Annotated in this window: 28 protein-coding genes and 2 pseudogenes; 20 read left to right on the top strand and 10 right to left on the bottom strand. The window is 60.7% G+C overall.

Annotated elements, in window-relative coordinates:
• Nucleotides 1-182: DUF4149 domain-containing protein (locus tag Q8N40_RS19765; RefSeq protein ID WP_305712980.1), on the bottom strand; the 182-nt coding region annotated here is incomplete at its 3' end.
• Between the two features lie 84 nt (nucleotides 183-266).
• Nucleotides 267-785 carry a thiol-disulfide oxidoreductase DCC family protein gene (locus Q8N40_RS19760; RefSeq protein ID WP_371135752.1) on the bottom strand — a complete coding sequence of 173 codons (519 nt, stop codon included), beginning with the start codon at nucleotides 783-785 and terminating at the stop codon, nucleotides 267-269.
• Nucleotides 786-1184: 399 nt separating this feature from the next.
• Between Q8N40_RS19760 and dps the strand changes: the two genes are divergently transcribed.
• The 12 genes and pseudogenes from dps to Q8N40_RS19700 all read left to right on the top strand — a co-directional run.
• The gene (dps, locus tag Q8N40_RS19755) at nucleotides 1185-1664 is read left to right on the top strand and encodes a DNA starvation/stationary phase protection protein Dps (RefSeq protein ID WP_305320459.1); all 480 of its coding nucleotides are present in this window, start codon (nucleotides 1185-1187) and stop codon (nucleotides 1662-1664) included.
• 66 nt (nucleotides 1665-1730) lie between these two features.
• The gene (locus Q8N40_RS19750; RefSeq protein ID WP_305712985.1) at nucleotides 1731-2447 is read left to right on the top strand and encodes an SDR family NAD(P)-dependent oxidoreductase; all 717 of its coding nucleotides are present in this window, start codon (nucleotides 1731-1733) and stop codon (nucleotides 2445-2447) included.
• A 150-nt stretch (nucleotides 2448-2597) separates the two neighbouring features.
• Nucleotides 2598-3818, top strand: a complete 1221-nt coding sequence (trpB, locus tag Q8N40_RS19745; protein WP_305712979.1) for a tryptophan synthase subunit beta — start codon at nucleotides 2598-2600, stop codon at nucleotides 3816-3818.
• A 64-nt stretch (nucleotides 3819-3882) separates the two neighbouring features.
• Complete coding sequence (locus tag Q8N40_RS19740; protein WP_305712978.1) at nucleotides 3883-4350, top strand: DUF3429 domain-containing protein; 468 nt, start codon at nucleotides 3883-3885, stop codon at nucleotides 4348-4350.
• A gap of 81 nt (nucleotides 4351-4431) precedes the next feature.
• The gene (locus Q8N40_RS19735; RefSeq protein ID WP_305712977.1) at nucleotides 4432-4794 is read left to right on the top strand and encodes a helix-turn-helix transcriptional regulator; all 363 of its coding nucleotides are present in this window, start codon (nucleotides 4432-4434) and stop codon (nucleotides 4792-4794) included.
• A 313-nt stretch (nucleotides 4795-5107) separates the two neighbouring features.
• Nucleotides 5108-5671 carry a GTP cyclohydrolase I FolE gene (gene folE, locus Q8N40_RS19730; protein WP_305712984.1) on the top strand — a complete coding sequence of 188 codons (564 nt, stop codon included), beginning with the start codon at nucleotides 5108-5110 and terminating at the stop codon, nucleotides 5669-5671.
• A complete protein-coding gene (locus Q8N40_RS19725; protein WP_371135751.1) occupies nucleotides 5668-6447 on the top strand; it encodes a sigma-70 family RNA polymerase sigma factor in 780 nt (259 codons plus the stop codon). The genes folE and Q8N40_RS19725 overlap by 4 nt, the downstream gene beginning before the upstream one ends.
• The gene (locus Q8N40_RS19720) at nucleotides 6444-7100 is read left to right on the top strand and encodes a ChrR family anti-sigma-E factor (RefSeq protein WP_305318837.1); all 657 of its coding nucleotides are present in this window, start codon (nucleotides 6444-6446) and stop codon (nucleotides 7098-7100) included. Before Q8N40_RS19725 ends, Q8N40_RS19720 begins: the two co-directional genes overlap by 4 nt.
• A 33-nt stretch (nucleotides 7101-7133) precedes the next feature.
• Complete coding sequence (locus tag Q8N40_RS19715; RefSeq protein ID WP_305318836.1) at nucleotides 7134-7541, top strand: DUF2177 family protein; 408 nt, start codon at nucleotides 7134-7136, stop codon at nucleotides 7539-7541.
• A gap of 88 nt (nucleotides 7542-7629) precedes the next feature.
• Nucleotides 7630-8304, top strand: coding sequence for a sigma-70 family RNA polymerase sigma factor (locus Q8N40_RS19710; RefSeq protein ID WP_305712976.1), 675 nt, complete (start codon nucleotides 7630-7632; stop codon nucleotides 8302-8304).
• Nucleotides 8305-8674: 370 nt separating this feature from the next.
• Nucleotides 8675-8995, top strand: a complete 321-nt coding sequence (locus tag Q8N40_RS19705) for a hypothetical protein (RefSeq protein WP_305318834.1) — start codon at nucleotides 8675-8677, stop codon at nucleotides 8993-8995.
• A gap of 32 nt (nucleotides 8996-9027) precedes the next feature.
• Nucleotides 9028-9195 (top strand): annotated as a pseudogene (locus Q8N40_RS19700) (sigma factor); the annotation flags it as partial.
• 23 nt (nucleotides 9196-9218) lie between these two features.
• On the opposite strand, the pseudogene Q8N40_RS19695 reads toward Q8N40_RS19700, so the two are convergent.
• Nucleotides 9219-9446, bottom strand: a pseudogene (locus tag Q8N40_RS19695) (type II toxin-antitoxin system ParD family antitoxin); the annotation flags it as partial.
• 377 nt (nucleotides 9447-9823) lie between these two features.
• On the opposite strand from Q8N40_RS19695, the gene Q8N40_RS19690 reads away from it, so the two are divergent.
• The 8 genes from Q8N40_RS19690 to Q8N40_RS19655 all read left to right on the top strand — a co-directional run bounded on the left by Q8N40_RS19690 (nucleotide 9824) and on the right by Q8N40_RS19655 (nucleotide 16871).
• Complete coding sequence (locus tag Q8N40_RS19690) at nucleotides 9824-10450, top strand: ribonuclease D (RefSeq protein ID WP_305318833.1); 627 nt, start codon at nucleotides 9824-9826, stop codon at nucleotides 10448-10450.
• Between the two features lie 125 nt (nucleotides 10451-10575).
• Entirely contained in the window at nucleotides 10576-11346 is a 771-nt protein-coding gene (gene lptC / locus Q8N40_RS19685; protein ID WP_305712975.1) for an LPS export ABC transporter periplasmic protein LptC, read from the top strand.
• 8 nt (nucleotides 11347-11354) lie between these two features.
• Entirely contained in the window at nucleotides 11355-12080 is a 726-nt protein-coding gene (locus Q8N40_RS19680; protein WP_371135753.1) for an LptA/OstA family protein, read from the top strand.
• Nucleotides 12081-12288: 208 nt separating this feature from the next.
• Entirely contained in the window at nucleotides 12289-13305 is a 1017-nt protein-coding gene (gene lptB / locus Q8N40_RS19675; RefSeq protein WP_305712974.1) for an LPS export ABC transporter ATP-binding protein, read from the top strand.
• Nucleotides 13306-13461: 156 nt separating this feature from the next.
• Nucleotides 13462-15123: an RNA polymerase factor sigma-54 gene (rpoN, locus tag Q8N40_RS19670; protein ID WP_305712973.1), complete on the top strand. Its 1662-nt coding sequence runs from the start codon at nucleotides 13462-13464 to the stop codon at nucleotides 15121-15123.
• Between the two features lie 59 nt (nucleotides 15124-15182).
• Nucleotides 15183-15794 carry a ribosome hibernation-promoting factor, HPF/YfiA family gene (hpf, locus tag Q8N40_RS19665; RefSeq protein WP_305318263.1) on the top strand — a complete coding sequence of 204 codons (612 nt, stop codon included), beginning with the start codon at nucleotides 15183-15185 and terminating at the stop codon, nucleotides 15792-15794.
• Nucleotides 15795-16056: 262 nt separating this feature from the next.
• On the top strand, nucleotides 16057-16518 hold the full coding sequence (ptsN, locus tag Q8N40_RS19660) for a PTS IIA-like nitrogen regulatory protein PtsN (RefSeq protein WP_305318043.1): 462 nt from the start codon (nucleotides 16057-16059) through the stop codon (nucleotides 16516-16518).
• Between the two features lie 56 nt (nucleotides 16519-16574).
• Nucleotides 16575-16871, top strand: a complete 297-nt coding sequence (locus Q8N40_RS19655; RefSeq protein WP_305712972.1) for a nucleotidyltransferase family protein — start codon at nucleotides 16575-16577, stop codon at nucleotides 16869-16871.
• Between the two features lie 187 nt (nucleotides 16872-17058).
• On the opposite strand, the gene Q8N40_RS19650 is transcribed toward Q8N40_RS19655, so the two are convergent.
• The 7 genes from Q8N40_RS19650 to Q8N40_RS19620 form a co-directional block, all read right to left on the bottom strand.
• Nucleotides 17059-17325 (bottom strand): DUF1150 domain-containing protein, encoded by a 267-nt coding sequence (locus Q8N40_RS19650; RefSeq protein ID WP_304741789.1) that lies wholly within the window; start codon nucleotides 17323-17325, stop codon nucleotides 17059-17061.
• A gap of 50 nt (nucleotides 17326-17375) precedes the next feature.
• Nucleotides 17376-17801, bottom strand: a complete 426-nt coding sequence (locus tag Q8N40_RS19645) for an Hsp20 family protein (RefSeq protein WP_304741791.1) — start codon at nucleotides 17799-17801, stop codon at nucleotides 17376-17378.
• A 251-nt stretch (nucleotides 17802-18052) separates the two neighbouring features.
• The gene (locus Q8N40_RS19640) at nucleotides 18053-19147 is read right to left on the bottom strand and encodes a sn-glycerol-3-phosphate import ATP-binding protein UgpC (RefSeq protein WP_305712971.1); all 1095 of its coding nucleotides are present in this window, start codon (nucleotides 19145-19147) and stop codon (nucleotides 18053-18055) included.
• Between the two features lie 7 nt (nucleotides 19148-19154).
• Nucleotides 19155-20003 (bottom strand): sn-glycerol-3-phosphate ABC transporter permease UgpE, encoded by an 849-nt coding sequence (gene ugpE / locus Q8N40_RS19635; protein WP_305318047.1) that lies wholly within the window; start codon nucleotides 20001-20003, stop codon nucleotides 19155-19157.
• Nucleotides 20003-20887: a sn-glycerol-3-phosphate ABC transporter permease UgpA gene (gene ugpA / locus Q8N40_RS19630; protein WP_305712970.1), complete on the bottom strand. Its 885-nt coding sequence runs from the start codon at nucleotides 20885-20887 to the stop codon at nucleotides 20003-20005. Before ugpA ends, ugpE begins: the two co-directional genes overlap by 1 nt.
• 110 nt (nucleotides 20888-20997) lie before the next feature.
• Entirely contained in the window at nucleotides 20998-22311 is a 1314-nt protein-coding gene (gene ugpB / locus Q8N40_RS19625) for a sn-glycerol-3-phosphate ABC transporter substrate-binding protein UgpB (protein ID WP_305712969.1), read from the bottom strand.
• Between the two features lie 300 nt (nucleotides 22312-22611).
• Complete coding sequence (locus Q8N40_RS19620; RefSeq protein ID WP_305712968.1) at nucleotides 22612-23817, bottom strand: CaiB/BaiF CoA-transferase family protein; 1206 nt, start codon at nucleotides 23815-23817, stop codon at nucleotides 22612-22614.
• Between the last annotated feature and the right edge of the window lie 169 nt (nucleotides 23818-23986).

Raw genomic sequence — 23986 nt, 5'->3', positions numbered from 1 at the left:
AGGGCTGCGCCAAGAGCCGCGATTGCAAGGACGAAGAGATAGTACCAGGGGAAAGCCCGACGCAGCATCCGCCCTGCTTCGCCGACATCAAGCGTTTTGAAGACGAGCGGCGCAAACCCGAAGGAGAAAAGTATCATTCCGCCGAAAAGCGTTGCAGTCGCCAGTAGAGACAGAAATCTCATCGGATGACATTTCCTTTGCGAGTCGTAACCACGAGACTGCGGCAGGTTTTCATGCAGTCAGGTGAACGAAGGACGAGTGCGGGATCATCGCTTCCGCGCTGGAGTAACCTCAGTATGCCCTCCGCCACGGTCAAGGGGACTGCGTAAGGGCGATTCTTCATCAGATTTGTGAGGGAGGTCGATGCTGCCGGCCATGTCTGCCAGCGCCGCGTTGTCCGACCGATGCCAGGCATGCACGAGCCCGAACAGTCTTGACACGGCCGGCCGCACTGGCAGGAACAAACGGTATGCGACCTCAAGAACCTTGAGAATTCCGGGTAGTGCCGCCAGACGCGCAGCCAGACGCCACCGCGGTAAGGTGCTCCAAACAGCAACGAATGCCGCCGCACCAGACAACAATAATCCATTATTGGCGCGGACGTGAAACCGCTTCATGGCTTGCTGTTTGGTCAGATCCACTGCAAGCGTTTCTTCGGATCGAGAGACATCCACGAAGAAGATAGCGCCGGCACCTTCCTGCTTGCGATAGTGATTTATCTCCGCCTGGCAAAGCGGGCAGGCTCCGTCAAAGTACACCGTCAATGGTTGTCTGTCGGATTGCACGCGCCACCTCCATTCAGCCAGGCAGCGCGCCTGCCAGCCCCCCTCGCGCTCGTGCCACATATCCCGCGGCACGGCGGTATCGATTATCGATATCGAGGAAGCTGCGAGACAGCCTGCTCATATCCATCCAATACGACCCTGCCGTCGGGTTGGATCAGTTGCGCCCGAATAAAAATGCCTTGATTTGAACGGATTTGCGTGTGGCGCCGCTGCCGACACGATATCCAGCATCGGGTCCTGCCTGCCGGGCCGATTAAGAAAAAGTATCGTGCATCAGCTTTTCAAGTGATCCATCTGCAAAGATGAATCGTAAGAGCAAGCAGACAGCCAGACGATGGCCGTGCCTTTAAAGCAGCGGTGCGGCACCATTGCTGCGTTGCTGCCAAAGAGATTGACCTCATGAAGCTCCACAACAGCCGTAACGGTCTCGAATCGAACACCAAGGCTATGGTGAGCGCACTTTTGAATGCCCGTCTGGCCGACGCCATCGACCTTGCTCTGGCGACGAAGCAGGCGCATTGGAATTTGCGAGGACGCCAGTTCATAGCCGTGCATGAAATGCTCGACGGGTTCCGCGACGAAATCGATACTCATGCGGATACCCTGGCCGAGTGGGTGGTGCAGCTTGGCGGAACAGCCCTTGGTACAGCCCAGATTGTCGTGCAAGCCTCCAGGCTGCAGGCGTATCCGACGGATCTCGTGCGCGTCGAAGACCATATGCTCGCGCTCGCCGAGCGTTTCGGCGATCTCGCCAATTTCACTCGTTCCGCCATCAAAACGGCGGATGAATTGGGCGACGCCGGTACCGCAGATATTCTAACAGCGTTTTCGCGTTCACTCGACAAGGCTCTGTGGTTTTTGGAATCCCATGAGGCATGAGAAATCCGGGCGGCACACCGCGACGCCGATTCTGACATCGCTCATTCACCGGCAGAAACTGCGTTGATGTTTCAAAAAACAGCTATCCCGTTTCCCGAGGGCGGAATTGCCGTTGTATTCGGTGCCGGCGGCGGCATCGGCAGAGCTTTGGTGGGCCAGTTGCAAGCGGGCCAGAATTTCAAGCATGTGGTGGGCTTCAGCCGGGCCAGCACGCCAGCGATAGATCTGCTGATAGAGACGACCCTCAAGGAAGCGGCTGACTTTGCCACATCGCAAGGGGAAATAAGGCTTGTCTTGGATGCGACCGGCTTTCTCCATGACGACGCGCATGGTCCGGAAAAGAGCTGGCGGGAGCTCCAGCCTTCTCATCTGGCCCGATCCTTTGCGCTGAATGCAATCGGCCCTGCGCTGATCATGAAGCATGTGCTCCCGCTATTGCCTCGCCAGGGCAAGTCGGTATTCGCGACCTTGTCGGCTAAGCTGGGTAGCATCGGCGAGAACAGACTTGGTGGCTGGTATAGCTACCGGGCCTCGAAGGCTGCGCTGAACCAGTTGGTCCGAACTGCTGCAATTGAGCTCGGGCGTCGCCGGCCCGATTCGATCTGCGTGGCGCTTCATCCGGGGACGGTGGACACCGGCCTGACGTCCCCTTTCAACAAGACCGGCCTTGAGGTGCAATCGCCGGATGCTGCCGCCGGTCGGCTTCTGGCGGTCATTGATCGTCTCAGCCCCGGAGACTCCGGCGGCTTTCTGGATCACCGCGGAGAACGCCTTCCATGGTGAGCGCAGGTATGGCAGGGCCCTGGCGTTGATAAATCCGCTTCGCGAATGATCCAACCTCGGTGCTGGCGCGTATCAGCTTGTGCAACATGAGGGGCGGCGTCCGTAGCTGAGCTGCATATTGAATGTCGCCCAGTCAATATGAGAGGATGCATGACTTTCCAGCAAACTGAAACCCTGCGTGCCGGACCTGACGAGCGTGGCCACTTCGGCGCGTTCGGCGGCCGCTTTGTGCCGGAAACTCTGATGCCCTTGATTTTGGAACTGGAGTTTGCCTACGCCGAGGCGCGCACGGATCCCGCATTCCAGAATGAAATGGCAAGCTATCTTACCAATTACATTGGCCGTCCCAGCCCGTTGTATTTTGCGGAGCGCATGACCGAACATCTCAAGGGCGCCAAAATCTACTTCAAACGCGATGAGCTCAATCACACTGGCGCCCACAAAGTGAACAATGTGCTTGGCCAAATCATGATCGCACGGCGAATGGGCAAGAAGCGGATCATCGCTGAAACCGGCGCAGGCATGCACGGCGTCGCTACCGCCACACTCTGCGCCCGTTTTGGACTCGAATGTATCGTCTACATGGGCTCGGTCGATGTGGAGCGGCAGGAGGCCAATGTCCTTCGCATGAAGATGCTTGGCGCCGACGTTCGAGCGGTTGATTCCGGCTCCCGAACGCTCAAGGACGCGATGAACGAGGCCTTGCGTGACTGGGTCACGAATGTGGAAAATACCTTCTATTGCATCGGTACGGTAGCCGGCCCTCATCCGTACCCGGTGATGGTCCGTGATTTCCAATGCATTATCGGCAGGGAAACGCGAGATCAGATGATGCAGTCTGAGGGACGGCTGCCGAATTCGCTGATTGCTTGTATTGGTGGCGGTTCCAACGCGATAGGCCTGTTCCATCCGTTTCTCGATGAAACCCAGGTCTTGATGTATGGCGTTGAGGCGGCGGGTCACGGGCTGAACAGCGGGTTGCACGCCGCTTCGCTGGCTGCGGGTCGCCCCGGGATCCTCCATGGCAACCGGACTTACCTCCTGATGGATGGCGATGGACAGATCGAGGATGTGCACTCGATCTCAGCAGGGCTCGATTATCCGGGCGTGGGTCCCGAGCACGCATGGCTCAATTCCGTAGGCCGGGTGAAGTATCTCTCCGCCACCGACGAGGAAGCCATTTGCGCGTTGCAACTCTGCGCGAGGCTGGAGGGGATCATCCCCGCGCTGGAGCCTGCGCACGCGATCGCCAAGGCAATCGAGCTTGCTCCGAAAATGCCCAATGATCATCTCATGGTAATCAACCTGTGCGGTCGGGGCGACAAGGACCTCGCGAATATCGTGAGCTATCTCGGAGGCAGCAAGCGATGATCGGGTGCGTCGGTCTCTTCAGGCGCGGACAAGCCGGCATTTCACGGGCGAGCGGGCGGGCATCTTGAATTCGAACGAGACGGCCAGATCTGATGCTTCGAGCGTGCCCCCGGCCGCGGCCTGGCTGGGGGGCCTCGGCATTATACCCTTTGCGGGACTTTCGCTTGCGACACCATTCGCAAACGATGTTTTGGAAGCGCGGCTGTCATTCGCGCTGATGGCATATGGCGCAATCATTCTGTCGTTCCTGGGTGGCATTCACTGGGGCCTTGCGATCGGTGCGGTTCCCCAATCCGATAACATGCTGTGGCGTCGGATTGCCCTGAGTATCCTGCCTTCGCTCGTTGCCTGGGCGGCGCTGTTCGCGCCGTCCAGGATTAGCTTCCTGGTCCTCGCAGCAGCATTCGTCGCGATGCTGTTGGTAGACATCCGGGCCTCCCGCATTCACGAAGCCCCGGCTTGGTATCTGAAGCTTAGATGGCCGCTGTCATGCGGCGCAGTCGCGGCACTTCTTCTGGGAACGTTTTCGTGATGCGGCCGGTCACAACGGCGACCAGGTGATCCGGCGCCGGCTTGAACTCGTAAAACAGTTCAAGATGCGGCGAGAACAATCATGAGAACGCGTACACGAGACTTTCCTGGTGCCGATCGCGAGACCAACGAACGACTTACGCTGGATGTCGCCCGCGATGAGGAAGCCATCATCAACGAGATCCTGGAACTTCGTCGGACAAATACGATAAGCCTGGAGGCGATTGGCTTTCTGCTTGGAGCAGACCCGAGTCAGGTCTCGCGCTACCTGAACGGCACTTCCAGCGTCACTCTCACCAACTACCTTCGAATAGCGCGGGCGCTTGGTTATCGCTGCCGAATAGTGCTCGAATTGGCCGATATTGGCCCACGTAACACGCCCCCGTTGGACCTGAGAATCGCTTCCCACAAGGTCATCAACGCGCGTCGTTCCCCGACATCATGAGCAACACATGGGCAAGGTTTCCGGCAAGGTTTCCGGCAAGGTTTCCGCACCGCGGGAATTTTGTTCAGTTCCTGTGATCCAATTTTTGCTCGGTCTCGTACCAGTTGTTACCGGGACTGCAGCGCCGCCGCTGCGCCCCACCCGGTAACAAGTCCCCGGTCGATAAGCCCCCTCGACCGGGGTACTTTTTCTTAAAGGCAAGCAATTCCCATTGCTTACCGCGGATCAGATGCTTGAGGCCGAGCATGCATGCTGAAAAGGAAACGCGAGTGTGAATATCCAGATCAATGACTTTTCGCAGCAATCCAGCGGCATGCCTTCTCGTGAAGAGGCCGAGGCCGCATTCCGGACCATCATTCGCTGGGCGGGCGAAAACCCCGATCGCCCGGGATTGCTCGAAACGCCGTCCAGGGCCGCTCGTGCTTTCCGGGAGTATTTCGCCGGCTACCAGCAGGACCCGCTGGCGATCCTGGATAAGACTTTCGACGAAACCGGCGGTTACGAGGAAATGGTGGTCCTTCGCGGGATATCTTTCGAGAGCCACTGCGAGCATCATCTCGCGCCCATCATCGGCCAGGCGTGGGTCGCTTACGTTCCCAACGGCCGGGTCGTAGGACTCTCCAAGCTGGCTCGCGTTGTCGACGCCTATGCCAAGCGGATGCAGATCCAGGAGCGGATGACTTCGGAGATCGCTTCTGCGGTCCAGGAAGTCCTGCAACCACAGGGCGTTGGCGTGGTGATTAAGGCTGTACACCACTGTATGTCGAGCCGAGGCGTTCACAAGGTCGGAGCGGAAATGGTGACAAGCTGCATGCTTGGCTGCTTTCGCGACAACGCCGCAACTCGCCAGGAATTCCTGGCTATGACCAAACAATGACCTTTAATGACACATGTTTGATTGTAGACGGCTCGCAAGGGCGTGCAAATTGGGCCAACAGGCTCGTGAACTTCGATGATAATCCACTGGCGAGGTCGATATTCGATATTGCATTCGCCGTCCGGTTCGCAAGACTGCCATACGGAGCCACGCCGGCGCGGAGCAGGCCTGAGGACATTATGGTCGCCAAAGAAATTCTGCAGGGTGACCCACGACCGAATGCATCGGAATTTGCCAAATCTATTTCAAAGATCGCAAATGACCGAGACGAGGCGGCGTTCGAAGTCCTGTTCCGATATTTTGCGCCTCGCATCAAATCCTATTGTCTGAGGTTGGGCGCCGATCCTTCCGGCGCAGAGGAAATCACGCAAGAGGCGATGGTTTCGATCTGGCGCAATGCAGGACAATTCGATCCGTCGAAGGCATCGCCGTCCACCTGGATTTTCACGATCGCAAGAAATCTGACCATCGATCGTTTTCGTAAGACGCGCCGACCTCAATTCGATCCAAATGACCCGGCGCTGGTCCCTGACGACCAGCCGCCGCCCGATCTTTTGGTTGAGCAGACTGAGAAGCAAGAGAACGTTCGCAAGATAATGGATGCGCTTTCTCCCAATGAGAGAAATGTTCTGATGCTTTCCTTTTATGAGGACCTTTCGCATTTCGAAATTTCCCGACGACTCAGTCTTCCCCTTGGAACCGTGAAGTCCCGAATACGACTGGCATTCGCCAAGATACGTTCCACCCTCGATGCCCAAGACGGAGCAAACAGGTGACGATTAAATTTCATATCAGCAATGATATCCTGTTGAGCTATTCGGCGGGAACGCTGGATGAAGCGTCAAGCTTGCTTGTTGCCACCCACCTTGCTCTATGTCCGCAGTGTCGTGCCCGCAACAGCTCGGCCGACGCCCTGGGTGGCTATTGGCTCGATTCGCTTGAAGCAACGGCGGTATTGCCGACAATGATGGCGTCCGTATTGTCGCAGGTCAGAAGCGATACGACGTCTCCCGAGCCAAGGGAGCCGTCGCGTAGTTTTTCAAATGCAATCATTCCAGATCCGCTCCGAAGTTACCTCGGCGGGGATCTGAGCGACTTGCACTGGAAAAGGCTCGCACCTCGTGTCCAGCAAATTTCCATCGATACGCTCGACAAACGTTCTCAAGCCCGGTTGTTGCGTTTTCAAAGTGGCTTGAAGGTCCCGTCTCACGGTCACAACGGTCGCGAGCTCACGCTTATCCTGACCGGAAGTCTGTGCGATCGCGATACCGTTCTGTATCGAGGCGACATCGCAGAAACGGATGAACGCACTGAGCATCAGCCATTTGCGGGTCCGGGGGAAGATTGCGTTTGCCTGGCGGTGACCGACGCTCCGCTGCGGTTCAAGAGCATGTTTGCGCGTTTGTTGCAGCCGCTCTTCGGAATTTAGATAACCCCCGCGAACAGAAGCCAAGAGCTCGATATGATCCGCTATTTAATTGCCTATGCCGTGACGGCCGTCGTCTTTCTTGCCGTGGACTACATCTGGCTTAGTCGTGCCATGGGTTTCTACAGGAGTTCACTTGGGGATTTGCTGGCGGAGAAGCCCAATCTCCTCGCGGCAGCAGCGTTCTATTTGATCTACTTCGTCGGGATCGTTGTGTTCGCAGTCATGCCAGCAGCCAGAAATGGCGGATGGGTCTCGGCGTTATCACTGGGCGGTCTGCTTGGGCTAGTTGCATATGCGACCTACGACCTGACCAATCTTGCGACGTTGAGCCGGTGGCCTCTGGTTGTCGTTGCCGTCGATATGGTTTGGGGAACCTTTGTCACCGCTCTGGCATCCCTGGCCGGCTTCGTCGCAATCCGGACCTTCGCACCCATCGAGTGAGGTATCTTCGGTATTTTTTGGAATAGACGAGCCACTCCGACTGGGTTTCAACGCGGTTTTTGGTACTTTCTCAATTCAGGAAAAATACATGCTCACGGTGACCGCGACCGAATCGGGATCAAAAGAGCTGGAACGCCTGTTGGCGATTGTGGGCACTCGGAAAGACCAGGCCGCTTTTGCGGCACTATACTACGCCAGCAAACGAAAGCTGTTTTCCACCGTTCTGCTGATCGTCAAGCGCTCGGATCTCGCGGAGGAAGTTATCCAGGAAGCCTACGTGCGCATCTGGCACAGCGCGAGCTCTTATCGTTCGTCACGTGGGTCACCGATGACCTGGATGATCACCATTGCCCGCAATCTGGCGATCGACATGGTCAGAAAACCGACGCGAGAAATTTATTCCGACGATTCAGAGTTGCTGGAGCTGCCTGCCGACGGTCCCACGGCTCTTGAAATAATCGAGGACTCGGAAGATCAGCAAACGGCGATGCAGGAACAGCAGGATTTGTTTTCCGCTTTGCAGGCTCTTCATCCAACAAGACGCGACCTGATCATCGGCGCCTACATTCACGGTGAAAGTCGGGAACAGCTCTCAAAACGGACTGGAATACCTGTAAACACCATCAAAACCTGGATCAGGCGATCTTTGCTGGAAATAGAGTCGATACTCCGGGGTAAGGACAAAGAACACGAACAGGTTTTCAGCAGGGCTCCTCAAATTGCCCGAGAGGACCAGCTTGAACCAGGGGCGGCGATGGCGTGACCTTTCCCGAGGATAAGCGCCATACGACGACATTCCAGCTTTGTCTCGGGCGCTTACGACGGCAAAGATGCCTGGGAACATATCGACTCATTATAAAACTCAAATCATTGATTGCTCGGCCTTTGATCCCGACGAGTGGATCTGGAACACGTCATATCGCGTACGGGTCCGTTGGAAATATTGGCGAAGGCGCGATGCAGTCAGCAAGCCAAGCAGCTTGGACGACTGCCACAGCCAACTTAGGGCCCGCCACATCACGCTGCAGTCGATATTCGAGGCGCAGATTTCAGCGTTTCGTCAGGCTATCTGATGATCCAGAATGCGACCCGCAGCGTACAAGAAATACAGTTATCAAAGAGGAACCAATGCAATGCTCACTACCGGCTTGTTTGCAATCATAAAGAGAAATTATGGATTGATCATGGATGCGGATAAGAACCCGCTATTCGCGTTGCCACCCGCACAGAGATTCCAGACGATGGTCTATCTATCCGTCATGTGGACGGCCATTTTCTGCGGATCGTTTGGCGTTTGGTTTTGGTATGGCGAGCTTCTTATCGCCCACGCCCTTTTTGCTCTGGGCGCGCTGACCACGGTTGTTAAATTTCGTTCGGCGAGCGTGGTGAGGACGTATCGGGATTATCCGCTTAAGGACGGAACCGCACGTTACGACGATGTGTGGGGCGGATGATCTCAAGGCAGATTTGATAACAGGGCAACGTCTTGTCCCCCATTCACGATCGCGACGCAGCCCACGAGCTCGTGTCGGGCCATCTGGGATTGGTAGCCAAACTTGCCATGGGCTTCCGTGGTTATGGCCTACCTCTTGCAGAGGTAATTTCAGAGGGCAATGTGGGTCTGATGCAGGCAGTGAGGCGGTTTGAGCCCGAATAGGGATTGAAGCGCGTCGGTATCGCTTCCAGACGGTCAAGAACTTCAGATGTTGATTTCACGCGTCCCGCATCGGCATCTGCCACACCGCGTGCAATCGAGGCATCGAGAGCTGCCAGCCGCGCCTCGCGTTCCTGAACGAGCCGGACGCCCTCGTGGAGCACCTCGATTTTCGAATGGTAGCGGCCAGTCGCCACGAATTTCGTTACGAACACTTCAAGCGCTTTTCCCAAGTCCGCACTCGTGGCCATAGGTCCTTGCTCCCGTCGGTTCGTCGGGGTTGGTCAATAACTATTATTGGACACCTTGATTTTCAAACGGCGCCGGCGCCGGGGGCCCTGTTCTGTGCTTGGGGTCGTTTTCGTGTTTTTTGCCAAGGCCTTGCCGTGCACCACCGAAGACGCCCGGCGGGGGGAAAACCGCCGGAAAGCATGTATCGCAACGGTCCGCCTGACGGCCTATTGAAAACGGATGGCTTTCAGTGGTTTGTGGGAAGCGACAGGGGTTGCCGTGGCCAGCAATGGCCGCCGGCCGGTCCCTGCGACAGGCAAGGCTGCACGCGCCCCTCGTTTGTTGAGGATTTCAGCGTTAGTTTGGCCCACCCCGATTCGACGAGGTTTTCAACATCATGACCATCCGCCTGCATCGCGGCGATCTGCCCGATTTGTCCCGCTATACCGATTCGGTGGCGATCGATACCGAGACCATGGGGCTGCATCCGCACCGCGACCGGCTCTGCGTGGTGCAGCTGTCGAATGGCGACGGCAGCGCCGACGTGGTGCAGATCCCCAAAGATCATGGCAAGGATCACACCGACGCGCCGAATTTGAAGGCGCTGCTGGGCAATCCGAAAGTGACGAAAATCTTCCACTTCGCGCGGTTCGACCTTGCGGCGCTTTACAACGCCTTCGGCGTGATGCCGCAGCCGGTGTACTGCACCAAGATCGCCTCGCGGCTGTGCCGGACCTATACCGACCGTCATGGCCTGAAGGATCTGGTGCGTGAAATTCTCAACATCGATCTGTCGAAGCACCAGCAGTCGAGCGACTGGGGCGCGCAGAGCCTGAGCGAGGCGCAGCTGTCCTATGCCGCCTCCGACGTGCTGCATCTGCATGGCCTGCGCGAGCGGCTCGACGGCATGCTGGCGCGCGAGGGACGCACGGAACTCGCCCAGACCTGTTTCGGGTTCCTCCCCGCGCGGGTCAGGCTCGACCTGCTGGGCTGGGACACCGAGGACATTTTCGCCCATTCCTGAGGATTGCAACGGCGCTATGCCGCGGCGCTCCGCCCCGTTTCGGTCACACTGCTGGCGAGTGTCGGGCTGCAAATTCCGGCGATTTCGGGTAGGATGACCTGATATCCCAGCGTTCTGGAGCAGCGGTGAATTCGGTGCAAAATCCACCCTATCAGGCCGGAATGGATGCCCGCTTTCGAATCGCGGCGCGCCACAGCCGGATGGTGCGGTTTCTGCGCGTCGCGGTGCCGGCCACCGTGATCGTGTCGATGGCGGCGATCGTCTTCATCTCGGTCTACAATCCATTCCGCATGCTGCTGCCGAAACTGCCGCTCGACATCGGAAACCTGGTGGTTTCCGGCACCAAGATCACGATGGAAGCGCCGCATTTGGCCGGCTACACGCCGGATCAGCGGCCCTACGAGGTCTGGGCCAAGACCGCGACCCAGGACGTGACCGATCCGGACAAGGTCGATCTCAGGACGCTGCGCGCCAAGGTGCTGATGGAAGACCGCACCACGTCCATCACGCTCGATGCCCGCAGCGGGCTGTTCAACTCCAAGACGCAGCTTCTGGAACTGCGCAAGGATATCTTCCTGCAGTCTTCCAGCGGCTATGAAGCCCGGATGTCGCAGGCGCTGGTCGATATCGGCAAGAGCACGGTGACGTCGGAAGAACATGTCGACGTCAAATTGCTCAACGGCACGCTGAGCGCCGACCGTCTGCGGATTACCGACGGAGGCGAGGTGGTGCGGTTTGAAGGCAATGTCGTGCTGAACCTGGATAATCTGGGTGCTCCCGAGGAGGCGGCGGCGACGCCCGAGTCCGCGGCTTCTGCCAATCCATCTGCCAATTCATCTGCCAATTCATCTGCCAAGACACGATCGGTGTCCGGCAAGTCGGCCAACCCGAAATGATCCTGATGATGATGATGCTTTTACAGCGCAGCACTTCGACGAAGCGGATCGCGCATTATGCCGGCATGGCCGCCTGCGCGCTGGCGCTGCTTGCCGCCGGCGAAGCCGCCGCGCAAAGCGCGATGTCAGGCGTGCCCAACGCCATGCAGGGTTTTTCGCAGAACCGCGACCAGCCGATCCAGATCGAGGCCGCCAGCCTCGAAATGCGCGACAAGAAAAAGGAAGCGACGTTCGCCGGCAATGTGAAAGTGATCCAGGGCGACACCGTGATGACGTCGAAGAGCCTCGTGGTGTTCTACGATTCGGCATCGACGCCCGCCCCGGCGCCGGCCGCGGGCGCCAAGGGCGCCAATGCGAAGGCGGCCAAATCGGCGCCGATGCAGGCTGCGAGCCCGGGTCCCGGCGGCAGTTCCTCGATCCGCAGGCTCGAGGCCAAGGGCAATGTGGTGGTGACCCAGAAGGACCAGGTTGTGACCGGGGAAACCGCGGTGTTCGACACCAGGGCCAACATGATCACCATGCTCGGCGGCATCGTGCTGACCCAGGGCAAGAACGTGCTGCGCGGCGACCGGCTGATGGTGGACATGGCGACCGGTGTCTCGCGCGTCGAATCCGACAGCGGCCGGGTGCAGGGCCTGTTCATTTCCTCCGGCGGCGGCGGAGCGCCGGGCATCCCCGGAATGCCGGGTTCAGCGCCGGCGCTCGCGCCCGGTCCCTCAAATAAACCAAAATAACATCAATCACTTGTACGATAGGCCTCGGTGGCGAGGTTGAAGCTCGCGGGGCAAGCCTGTATCTACCGCTCGGCTGGCGGCGCGATCCATGCCTGAGATCGAGGGTGTTTCACCGCACAAGGGACATCCGTTCATTCATGTTGCCGAGGCCGTCGATGGGCCGGCGGCACACCGCGGGACACCGTGAAAGGCTCGAGCGAAGCGGGGGATGGTGGATTTACTCGGCATGTTTCGTCGACGGCCGGCCAAGCGTGGTCCGGGGGGATTTGCGCGCTCGCGTGAGGATATTACCGCGCTTGGCGACACCATCGGCGACATGCTCACCAGCCCGGTGCGCGATGCGCCGCCGATGGCCCGAGAAGCGATCCCGATTGCCCACGACGTCGCGCTGCCGCAACCTGGCGCGCCGGCTCCCGAACCGGAAAAGCCGCGACCGCCGAAGGCCAAGGAAAAGGGCAAGGCCAAGGTCAATGGCGCGACCGCGCCGCGGCTGGCCAAACGGGCCGGCTATCTGGCTGTGCATAGCGTGGAAAAGAGTTTCGGCAGCCGGCAGGTCGTGCGCGGCGTCAGCATCTATGTCCGCCGCGGCGAGGCCGTAGGCCTGCTGGGCCCGAACGGCGCCGGCAAGACCACGGTATTTTACATGATCACCGGCCTGATCAAGGCCGACCGCGGCGCCATCGAGCTCGATGGCCACGACGTCACCAAGCTGCCGATGTATCAGCGCGCCCGGCTCGGAATCGGTTATCTGCCGCAGGAAGCCTCGATCTTCCGCGGTCTCACCGTGGAGCAGAATATCCGCGCCGTGCTGGAGGTCGTGGAGCCCTCGAAGAAAAAACGCGAGAAAGAACTCGATTCGCTGCTCGACGAGTTCAACATCACGCGGTTGCGTAAAACCCCGTCGATTGCGCTGTCCGGCGGCGAACGGCGCCGCGTCGAGATCGCGCGCGCGCTGGCGACCCGGCCGAATTACATGCTGCTCGACGAGCCGTTCGCCGGCATCGATCCGATCGCGGTAGGTGACATTCAGGCCCTGGTCCGCCACCTCACCAATCGCGGCATCGGCGTCCTGATCACCGACCACAATGTGCGGGAAACGCTGGGGCTGACCGACCGCGCCTATATCGTCTATGCTGGCGAGATTCTGACCGAGGGCAATCCGGAAGAGATCGTCAACAATCCCGATGTGCGGCGGTTGTATCTGGGCGAGGAATTCCGGCTGTAAGCCTGGCTTTAAAAGCCGCACCCTGACCTTGAGCTTAACCTTGGCTTTGGATTTCGCCTCAAGTGCTTTTTTCCCGTCCGTCAAGCCGTGTACATCGGCTTTGGACTAGTTTAAGCAAGAATCGGACCAACTTTTCGTGGATCGGTTCTTTTCGCCATGGCGTTGTCGCAGAGATTAGAGTTCCGCCAGTCCCAGTCGCTGGTGATGACGCCGCAGCTGATGCAGGCGATCAAGCTGCTGCAACTGTCCAATCTCGACCTTTCGGCCTTCGTGGAAGACGAACTGGAGCGCAATCCGCTGCTGGAGCGCGCCAGCGAGGGCACCGAACCGCCTGTGGCGGGCGAGCCCGCGGCCGAGCGCGGCGAATATTCCGGCCATGACGACCAGGGCGCTAGCTACGGCGACGATGGCGGCGTCGAGCGGTCCGACATGACCGGCGGGGCTGCCGGCGATGGCTTCGAGGCGCCGCAGGAAGACTGGATGAACCGCGACCTCGGCAGCCGCTCCGAGATCGAGCAGACCCTCGATACCCCGCTCGACAATGTGTTTACCGAAGAGCCGGCCGAGGCCGCCGCGCGCACCGCGCAGGACGCGGCGCCGACCGCCTACACCGAATGGGGCGGCGGCGCCTCCAACGACGACAGCTACAATCTGGAAGCCTTCGTCGCCGCCGAAGTGACGCTCGGCAGCCATCTCGCCGAACAGCTGTCGGTGGCCTTTACCGCGCCGGCGCAGCGCATGATCGGGCAATATCTGATCGATCTGGTCGACGAGGCCGGCTATCTGCCGCCGGATCTGGGGCAGGCCGCCGAGCGACTGGGGGCATCGCAGGCGGACGTCGAGGCGGTGCTCGCCGTGCTGCAGAAATTCGATCCGCCCGGCGTCTGTGCGCGCTCTCTCAGCGAATGCCTGGCAATCCAGCTGCGCGAGCTCAACCGCTACGATCCCGCGATGCGGGCGTTGGTCGAGCATCTCGATTTGCTGGCCAAGCGCGATATCGCCGCTCTGCGCAAACTGTGCGGCGTCGATGATGAGGATATCACCGACATGATCGGTGAAATTCGCAGACTCACCCCGAAGCCCGGCCTGAAATTCGGCTCGGCCCGGACCCAGACCATGGTGCCGGATGTCTATGTGCGGCCGGGCCCCGATGGCGGCTGGCATGTCGAACTCAACAGCGACACGTTGCCGCGCGTGCTGGTCAACCAGATTTATTACACCGAGCTGGCCAGGAACATCCGCAAGGACGGCGACAAGTCGTATTTCAGCGATTGCCTGCAGAACGCGACCTGGCTGGTGCGCGCGCTCGATCAGCGCGCCCGCACCATTCTGAAGGTCGCGACCGAGATCGTGCGCCAGCAGGACGGCTTCTTTACCCACGGCGTCGCGCATTTGCGGCCGCTCAATCTCAAAGCGGTGGCGGACGCCATCCAGATGCATGAATCGACGGTGTCGCGGGTCACCGCCAACAAATACATGGCGACAAATCGCGGCAGTTTCGAGTTGAAGTATTTCTTCACCGCCTCGATCGCGTCGGCCGATGGCGGCGAAGCCCATTCGGCCGAGGCCGTCCGGCATCACATCAAGCAGCTGATCGATGCGGAAGATCCGGCCGTAATTCTGTCCGACGACACCATCGTGGAACGATTGCGCGTCTCCGGCATTGATATCGCCCGTCGCACGGTTGCGAAGTACCGCGAGGCGATGCGTATCCCCTCGTCGGTACAACGCCGCCGTGACAAGCAAAGCATGATCGGTAATGCCCTTTCGGCGCCTGCCGCATCCTCCGACCGGTCCCGGGACACCGCCCCGGCCTGATTGCGTCCCGGCCAAATCGGGATAGTGTCGGTATCGTTCCAGACCAATCGAGGCATCAAATGACTCTCCGGATCTCGGGAAAAAGCATCAACGTCGGCGACGCCCTGCGAGGGCGCGTCAGCGAACGCACCGATGAAGTCCTGCGCAAGTACTTCGACGGCAACTATTCCGGCCACATCACGCTGAGCAAGGACGGTTTCGGTTTCCGCACCGACTGCTCGCTGCATCTGGATTCCGGCATCACGCTGGAAGCCGATTCCAATGCCGCCGACGCCTATGCCAGCGCCGACCAGGCGCTGCTGATGATCGAGAAGCGCCTGCGCCGCTACAAGAGCCGGCTCAAGGATCGTTCGGCGCGAAAGTCGCATGCCGAAGCGGTGGCGATGGCCGAACTGACCGCGCCGACCTTCGACGTCCCGAGCTATGTGATCGAGGCGCCGGCTGGCGAAGACGAGCACGACGAGATCGGCTACAGCCCGGTCATCATTGCCGAGGCGACCACGTCGCTGAAGCGGTTTTCCGTCAGCGAGGCGGTGATGGAACTGGACCTGACCGGCGCCGCCTGCCTGGTCTTCCAGCACGGCTCCAGCGGGCGGGTGAACATCATTTACCGCCGCCCGGACGGCAATGTTGGCTGGATCGATCCTCCGGTGCTACCGTCCGGGGGATAGCCGGGAAACCGGCAAGAAGCCGGCCACAACCGGCATTGACGCCCCCGGGGAGCCTCCCTATGGTCCGCCGCCTTCAAGGGCAGGAGACCCCGGGGACAACTGCCCAGGGTGTTGGCACCGGTGTTGCGTGGAGTAGGAGAAGACCCGTAGAAGCCCTGATGGGCAGCCGGGTACAGGCCTGCTACCGCGATCCAAGTTCTTGACGTCGCCCCGCTAAACCCTATTTCGCAACCTGACGGCTTAATTCACCTCGGAACGTTCCATGATGATTACCGATCTGGTCGCACCCGAGGCGATCCTCCCGGCGTTGAAGGTCAACAGCAAGAAGCAGGCGCTGCAGGAACTGGCGGCGCGGGCGGCCAGCCTGACCGGGCAGAACGAACGCGCAGTGTTCGAGGTCCTGCTGCAGCGGGAAAAGCTCGGCACCACCGCCGTCGGCTATGGCGTCGCCATTCCACATGGCAAGCTCCCAAGGCTGGAAAAGCTGTTCGGACTTTTCGCACGCCTTGAACGCCCGATCGATTTCGAATCAATGGATGGCCAGCCGGTCGATCTGGTGTTCCTGCTGCTGGCGCCGGAAGGCGCCGGCGCCGATCACCTGAAGGCGCTGGCGCGGATCGCCCGGCTGCTGCGCGACCAGGACGTCGCCAAGAAGCTGCGCGCCTCGCGCGATGCCCAGGCGATCTATTCGGTGCTGGCGCTGCCGCCGGCGAGCGCGGCGTAGGCAGGCGGCGCGAAGCGCTTTGCCGGGTTTTGCACAGATTGTGCTATGCTCATCCCATGACCAAGGCCGAAACACCCAGGAAACTGCGCCATCAGGCCGCCGCCATCAAGGCGCTCGGTGCGACGTCGTTTTACCTGTTCGGTTCGACCGCTCGCAACAAGGCCGGCACCACAAGCGACGTGGATTTGTTCATCGATTATGACCCGCGCGGACGGTTCAACATGCTGGATCTGGTGGCAGCCAAGCGATTGCTCGAGAAGAGTCTCGGTGTCGAGGTTGATCTCACCACCCGTAAAGGGCTGCATCCGCTGATACGCGAACAGGTCGAGGCCGAAGCGACGCGGGTTTTCTAGATGGCCACGCGCTCGCGATTACTGCCAACGAGCGCGGCGTAATCCCAAAACAAAATACGCGGACATCGGCTCGATATAATCGAGGCAAGGCCCGCGTATCGTGAATTCTTATCTGTCCTCCACGGCCGCGAACGGCTGCGTCAGTGACACCTGCAAGCGTCGCGTTCAGGACGGAGCAAGCGCTCCGTCAGTGAACGCTGACAGCCTGCAATTCGTTGCTCCATGCGTTGGCGATCGCAGCTTCCCGGCTATCGGTCAGCATGATCGGCGTGCCGTCGGCGGCATGCAGCGCGAACAGCTTCAGGCCCGGCGCGATCTTCGGCGCCTGCGGAAACAGCCCCGGGACGTCCTCGGAACGGATCTGCTTCACATAGGCGATATGGCCCTCGCCCAGGGTAGCCAGCGTCTCGGTGGAGACGGTTTCGGTTTCAAACACAACACCAGCATCAGTCATGGTCTCGACTCCTCTGTCAGACTAAGCGGTCGAGTCCGCTACTCGTTCCATTATTCGTGCTCATTGATAGCAATTGTCTTAACGACCTTTTCAGGTTCCGGCCTGGCGAGGTCGATCGACAACAGCCCGTTCTTCAGGTCCGCGCCCAGCACCTGCATCCCCTCCGCCAGCACGAAGGTGCGCTGGAAGTGGCGGGCGGCGATGCCGCGATGGATGTATTGCCGGACCTTGTCGTCCTGCTGGCGGCCGCGGATGACGAGCTGGTTTTCCTCAATGGTTACATCGAGTTGATCACGGGTGAAGCCCGCCACAGCCAGCGTGATCCGCAGGCATTCGGGCGCACCATTGCTGCGGTCGCAGCGCTCGATGTTGTAGGGAGGATAACCGTCGGCACCCTTGACGACGCGATCGAGCGCACGCTCGATCTCGTCGAAGCCAAGCAGGAACGGACTGGATAACGATGGAACACGAGACATAGTTTACAAAGCCCTCTCGAAGCGACTTTGGCATTTCAGGGCCCTTGCGGCGCCCCATGGCAACCGGCTGGCGTGTTTGCCCTCCGGTCCTCAACAATATGGGCATATTTGCGGAGCGTTCAAGCTCTTGGGGAACCGCGACAAATTGGCTCTTTATCGTCATTCCGCGGCGCGCGAAGTGCGAACCCGGAATGACGAGATCGTACCGCGAGATTCCGGGTTCATCGCTGCGCGATGCCCCGGAATGACAATCAGAGATCGATCCGCTTCCGCCCGTCGGCGCTGAACAGATGCAGGTTCTCGCGCGGGGCCACCGCCTTGATTCGCTCGCCGATGGCGGGCGCGACCGCGCCGGGGATCCGCACGATCACCTCGCCCGGCGGCAGGTCGCCGGGGTTGGCGGCGACGCCCTGGATTTCGTGCTGGCGGGTGCCGTAGATGAAGGTCTCGGCCCCGACCCGCTCGATCGCTTCCACCGTGAGGTCGAGCGCGATGCCGCCGGCAATGGTCTCGCTCGATATGACAAAATCCTCGGGCCGGATTCCGAGGATGCCGGCTTCGCTGCCGGCGCGGCTGTCGCCGGCGAATTGCGCCCTGATTTCGTCGGCCCTCAGCGGCATCAGATTCATCGGCGGCGCGCCGATGAAGGAGGCGACGAAAGTGGTGGCGGGCTTCTGATAGATGTCGAGCGGATTGCCGATCTGCTCGACCCGGCCGCTGTTCATGACCACGAGAATATCGGCCAGCGTCATCGCCTCGAGCTGGTCGTGGGTGACGTAGATCGAGGTGGTCTTCAATCGCCGCTGCAATTTGCGAATCTCGACGCGCATGGCGATGCGCAGCTTGGCATCGAGGTTCGACAGCGGCTCGTCGAACAGGAACACCTTCGGCTGGCGCACGATGGCGCGGCCCATCGCGACGCGCTGGCGCTGGCCGCCGGAGAGCTGCTTCGGCTTGCGATCGAGCATGGTGCCGAGTTCGAGAATGCGGGCGGCTTCCTGCACCCTGGTGTCGATCTCGGGCTCCGGCATGCGCCGGTTGCGCAGGCCGTAGGCCATGTTGTTGTAGACGCTCATATGCGGATAGAGCGCGTAGTTCTGGAACACCATGGCGATGTCGCGGTCGGCCGGCTCGACCTGGTTGACAATGCGTCCGCCGATATCGATGTCGCCTGACGTGATGGTTTCGAGGCCGGCGACCATGCGCAGCAGCGTGGACTTGCCGCAGCCGGAGGGGCCGACCAGCACGCAGAACTGGCCGTCGCCGACTTCGAAGTCGATGCCCTTGATGGCCTCGAAGCCACCGGCGTAGGTTTTGCGGACGTCGCGGAGAACTACGTTGGCCATCTCGGTCCTACTTCTCGGTCTCGACCAGGCCGCGCACGAACAGCCGTTGCATGAATACCACCACCGCCACCGGCGGCAGCATGGCGAGGACGGCGGTCGCCATCGCCAGCTGCCATTCCGCAAGTTCATCCGTCGTGACGAGCATCTTCTTGATGCCGGTGACGATGGTCTGCATCGAATCCTGCGTGGTGATCAGCAACGGCCACAGATACTGGTTCCAGCCATAGATGAACTGAATCACGAACAGAGCGGAGATCGTCGTGACCGACAGCGGCAGCAGGGTATCCCAGAAAAACCGGAACGGTCCGGCGCCGTCGATGCGCGAGGCTTCCAGCAACTCGTCCGGTACCGTCATGAAGAACTGCCTGAACAGCAGCGTGCCGGTCGCCGACGCGATCAGCGGCAGGATCAGCCCGGCATAGGTATCGAGCATGCGCAGGTCGGCGACCACCTTGTAGGTCGGATAGATGCGGACCTCGACCGGCAGCATCAGGGTAACGAAGATGATCCAGAACGCGGTCTTGCGGAACGGAAAGCGGAAATACACCACGGCGTAGGCGGACAGGATCGAAATACAGATCTTGCCCACCGCGATGCCGATCGCGGAGATGAAGGAATTCATCAGCAGACGGCCGACCGGCTCGGGCGCGGTGCGGGAGCCGCCGACGAAGATGGCGCGGTAGTAATTTTCGAGCGCCTGGCCGCCCGGCGACATCGGCATCCGTCCGCCGACCACGGTCGCGGCGTCATGGGTCGAGGCGATCATTGCGACATAGACCGGAAACGCGACGATGAAGACGCCGAGGGTGAGGATGGCGTAGGCGATGATGTCGTTCCACGGGCGATGCTCGACCATCAGTACTGCACCTTGCGCTCGACATACTTGAACTGGATCGCGGTCAGCGCGATGACGATGACCATCAGCACCACCGATTGCGCCGCCGAGCCTCCGAGATCGCCGCCGAGCCGGCCGTCGGCATAGACCTTGTAGACCATGGTGGTGGTCGCCCCGGCCGGGCCGCCGCCGGTCACCGCGTCGATGATGCCGAAGGTGTCGAAGAAGACGTAGACGATGTTCACGACCAGCAGAAAGAAGGTGGTCGGCGACAGCAGCGGGAAGATGATGGTCCAGAACCGCCGCATCGGGCCCGCGCCGTCGATCGCGCCGGCCTCGATCACGCTTTTGGGGATCGACTGCAGTCCGGCGAGAAAGAACAGGAAATTGTAGGCGATCTGTTTCCACACCGCGGACATCACAACCAGGGTCATGGCGTGGTTGCCGTTCAGGAGCGGATTCCAGTCGAGGCCCATTCCGCGCAGCGGCCGCGCCAGGGTGCCGAGCGACGGGTGGAAGATGAAGAACCACAGCACGCCGGCCACCGCCGGCGCCACCGCGTAGGGCCAGATCATGAAGGTCTTGTAGACCGGCGCCGCCTTGAGGTTCTTGTCGGCCTGGGTTGCGAACAACAGCGCGATCGAGAGCGACAGCGCCGCGACCAGCGTCGAGAACACCAGCGTCGTCAGCATCGATTTGTAGTATTCGGGCTGCGCGAACAGCGCCTGGTAATTCTCCAGGCCGACGAATTCGGAAACGAGGCCGAAGGCGTCCTCGCGCTTGAACGATTGCAGGACCGCCTGGCTGGCTGGCCAGTAGAAGAATACGAATGTGATAATGAGCTGCGGCGCGAGCAGCGCGTAGGGAAGCAGCTTGCTGTTGTTGAAGACCGCGGACTTTTCCATTCAGGGAGTCTTGTCCGTTTCGGGCGGTTTGTCGACTCGACTCGCTGGCGAGTTCCGGATTCTGACGACAGCTCCCTCTCCGAACCGGAGAGGGAGCTGTTATCGAAGGCTTACTTTGCCGTCTTTTCAAACGTCCGCAACATCGCATTGCCGCGAGATACGGCCGCGTCGAGGGCTTCCTGCGCGGTCTTTTTGCCCGCGAGCGCCGCCTCGATCTCCTCGGCCCAGACGTCGCGCATCTGCACCATGTTGCCGAAGCGCAGGCCGCGCGAATTCTCGGTCGGCTCCTTGTTGGTCAGTTCCAGCAGCGGCGTCTGCAGGATCGGATTCTTCTCGTAGAAGCCGTCGGCCTTGGTCTTTTCATAGGCCGCCTTGGTGATCGGCAGGTAGCCGGATTCCTGGTGCAGCCTGGCCTGGCGGTTGGTGTCCGAGAGGAACGCGAAGAATTTTGCGACGCCCTTGTACTCTTCGGGCTTCTTGCCGCCCATCACCCACAGCGAAGCGCCGCCGATGATCGAGTTCTGTGGAGCTCCTGTCGCATCGGGATAATACGGCATCGGCGCCGAGGTGAAGTCGAACTTGGCGGTACCCTTGGCAGTGCCGTAATAGCCCGACGAAGTCAGGAAGATCGCGCATTCGCCCGAGCCGAAGCGAGCCTCGCCGGCGTTGGCGCGGCCGGCATAGTCGTAGGTCTTGTCTTTCTGCAGGTCTATCAGGTTCTGCAGGTGCTTGACGTGCAGCGGCGAGTTGAACTTCAGCTCGGTGTCGAAGCCGTCGAGCCCGTTGGCCTTGGTGCCGATCGCCACATTATGCCAGGCGGAGAACTGCTCGATATGAACCCATGACGCCCAGGCATTGGAAAAGCCGCAGGTGTCATGACCTGCCGCTTTCAGTTTCTTGGCGGCAGCGAACACTTCCGGCCAGGTCTTCGGGATCTCGGCGATGCCGGCCTTCTTCAGTTCATCCTTGTTGATCCACATCACCGCCGAAGACGAGTTGAAGGGAAACGACAGCATGTCGCCCTTGGAGGTCGAGTAGTAGCCCGTGATGGTCGGCAGGTAGGCCTTGGGATCGAACGGTTCGCCGGCGTCCTTCATCAGCTGATAGACCGGCTTGATGGCGCCGGTGGCGCTCATCATCGTGGCGGTGCCGACTTCGAACACCTGGATGATGTGCGGCGCATTGCCGGCGCGGAACGCGGCGATACCGGCGTTCATGGTGTCGGGATAGCCGCCCTTGAAGGACGGCGTCACCTTGTAGTCCGACTGGCTGGCGTTGAATTCCGCCGCGAGCTTGTTGACGACATCGTTGTTGGCGCCGGTCATGGCGTGCCACCACTGCAGCTCGGTCGCGGCGTAAGCGGGCGTTGCGAGCGCCAGCGTGGCCGACAGCGTCGTGGCAAGGCCGAAATGTCGTAGCATCATAAGAATCCCTCCCGGTTGGATCATCATCTTCGTTTCGCGCGTTAACAGCGCTGGATGACGTGCAAATGACCGTATATGCGAAAGCGCGTTATGGGGGAAGCGGCGGCGAGGGAAAGTCGGAAAATAGGCGGGTCAATCTCTCCTGTCGTCCAGGCCAAGCGAACGCTTGTGAGTTGCGCGCCGGGATCCATACGTCCCGGCCCGTCGTTCGGGTGCGGAGGCGGACACCTCCGGCAACAACCGACGTCCGGGATGATGGGTCCCCCCGCCTTCGCAGGGACGACAAAAGAGGGTGGGTTATCAGCGCTTCCGTTCGCTGCCGCAGACCGCGCCCCCGGCGACCAGGGTCTCGATCTCGCTTGTCGAATACCCGAACTCGCCCAGCACCTCGGCGGTGTGCTGGCTGAATTTCGGCGGGGTGCGGCGCAGGCTCGGCTTGCTGCGCGACAGGCGGATCGGCGAGGCGACCCCCTTGTACCAGTCCTTTTCGATGACATCGCCGCGGTGCAGGGTGTGGGCGCTGGTGAGCGCCTGGTCGATCGACTGCACCGGACCCGCCGGCAGGCCGGCGGCGAGCAGGCGATCGCACAGCGGGCCGGCGTCGTGCTGGCTGAACACGGCGGCGAGCTCGGCGCGCAGCGCATCGCGGTTGGCGATGCGGTCCTTGTTGCGGGCGAAGCGCGGATCGGTGCCGAGTTCCGGCTTGCCGATCTCCTTGGCCAGCTTGCGGAAGGTGCCGTCATTGCCGACGCCGATGAAGATATTGTCGGTCCGGGTGGGGAAGATCGCGTAGGGCACCAGATTGGGATGCTCGTTGCCGGTCAGGCTCGGCGGCTTGCCGTGCATGAAATAATTCGCCGCATGCGGATGCATGATGGCGAGGCCGGTTTCGTACAGCGTGGTCTCGAGAAACTGCCCGACGCCGGATCGCTGCCGCTCCGACAGCGCCATCAGGATGCCGATCGCGGCATAAAGCCCGGTGGTGATGTCGACCAGGGGGACGCCGATCCGCATCGGCCCGCTCTGCGGCGAGCCGGTCGCGGCGATCATGCCGGTCATGGCCTGGATGATGGCGTCATAGCCGGGATTGCCGCCGCGCGGGCCGTCGGCGCCGAAGCCGGAGATCCGGCAGTGCACCAGCTTCGGAAATTTCGCGCGCAGCACGTCGTTGCCGATGCCCCATTTGTCGAGCGTGCCCGGCTTGAAATTCTCGATCAGGACGTCGGCGCTCTCCAGCATCTTCAGCAGCACCACGCGGCCGCCTTCGGAAGCGAGGTCGAGCCCGATCGAGCGCTTGTTGCGATTGATGCCGACGAAATAGGCCGCGTCTTCGCCGTGGAACGGAGGGCCCCAGTCGCGCACCTCGTCGCCGGCGGGCGGCTCGACCTTGATCACGTCGGCGCCGTGGTCGGCGAGGATCTGGGTGCAATAGGGTCCGCCGAGCACGCGCGTCAAATCGATCACGCGGAGTCCGGTCATCGCGCCGGGAGCAGGTTCAGTCGTCATGGGGGCTTCTTGGCCGTTTCTTGCGAGGTTTTAAGGGAACGTCGCGGCCATTAAGCATCAGGCGGGCTGCTGCGCAAATGCGCAGGCGAATGCCTTCCCGCACCGGGATGCATGTCGAATGCCGGTGCGGCGGCCCGCCGATCGACGTCGGCGGGCCATTCGGCGTCGG

Source organism: Bradyrhizobium sp. (assembly GCF_030693485.1).
Lineage (GTDB): Bacteria > Pseudomonadota > Alphaproteobacteria > Rhizobiales > Xanthobacteraceae > Bradyrhizobium.
Note: the sequence above shows the minus strand (reverse complement) of the source record. Positions and strands in the feature narration are given on the sequence as shown.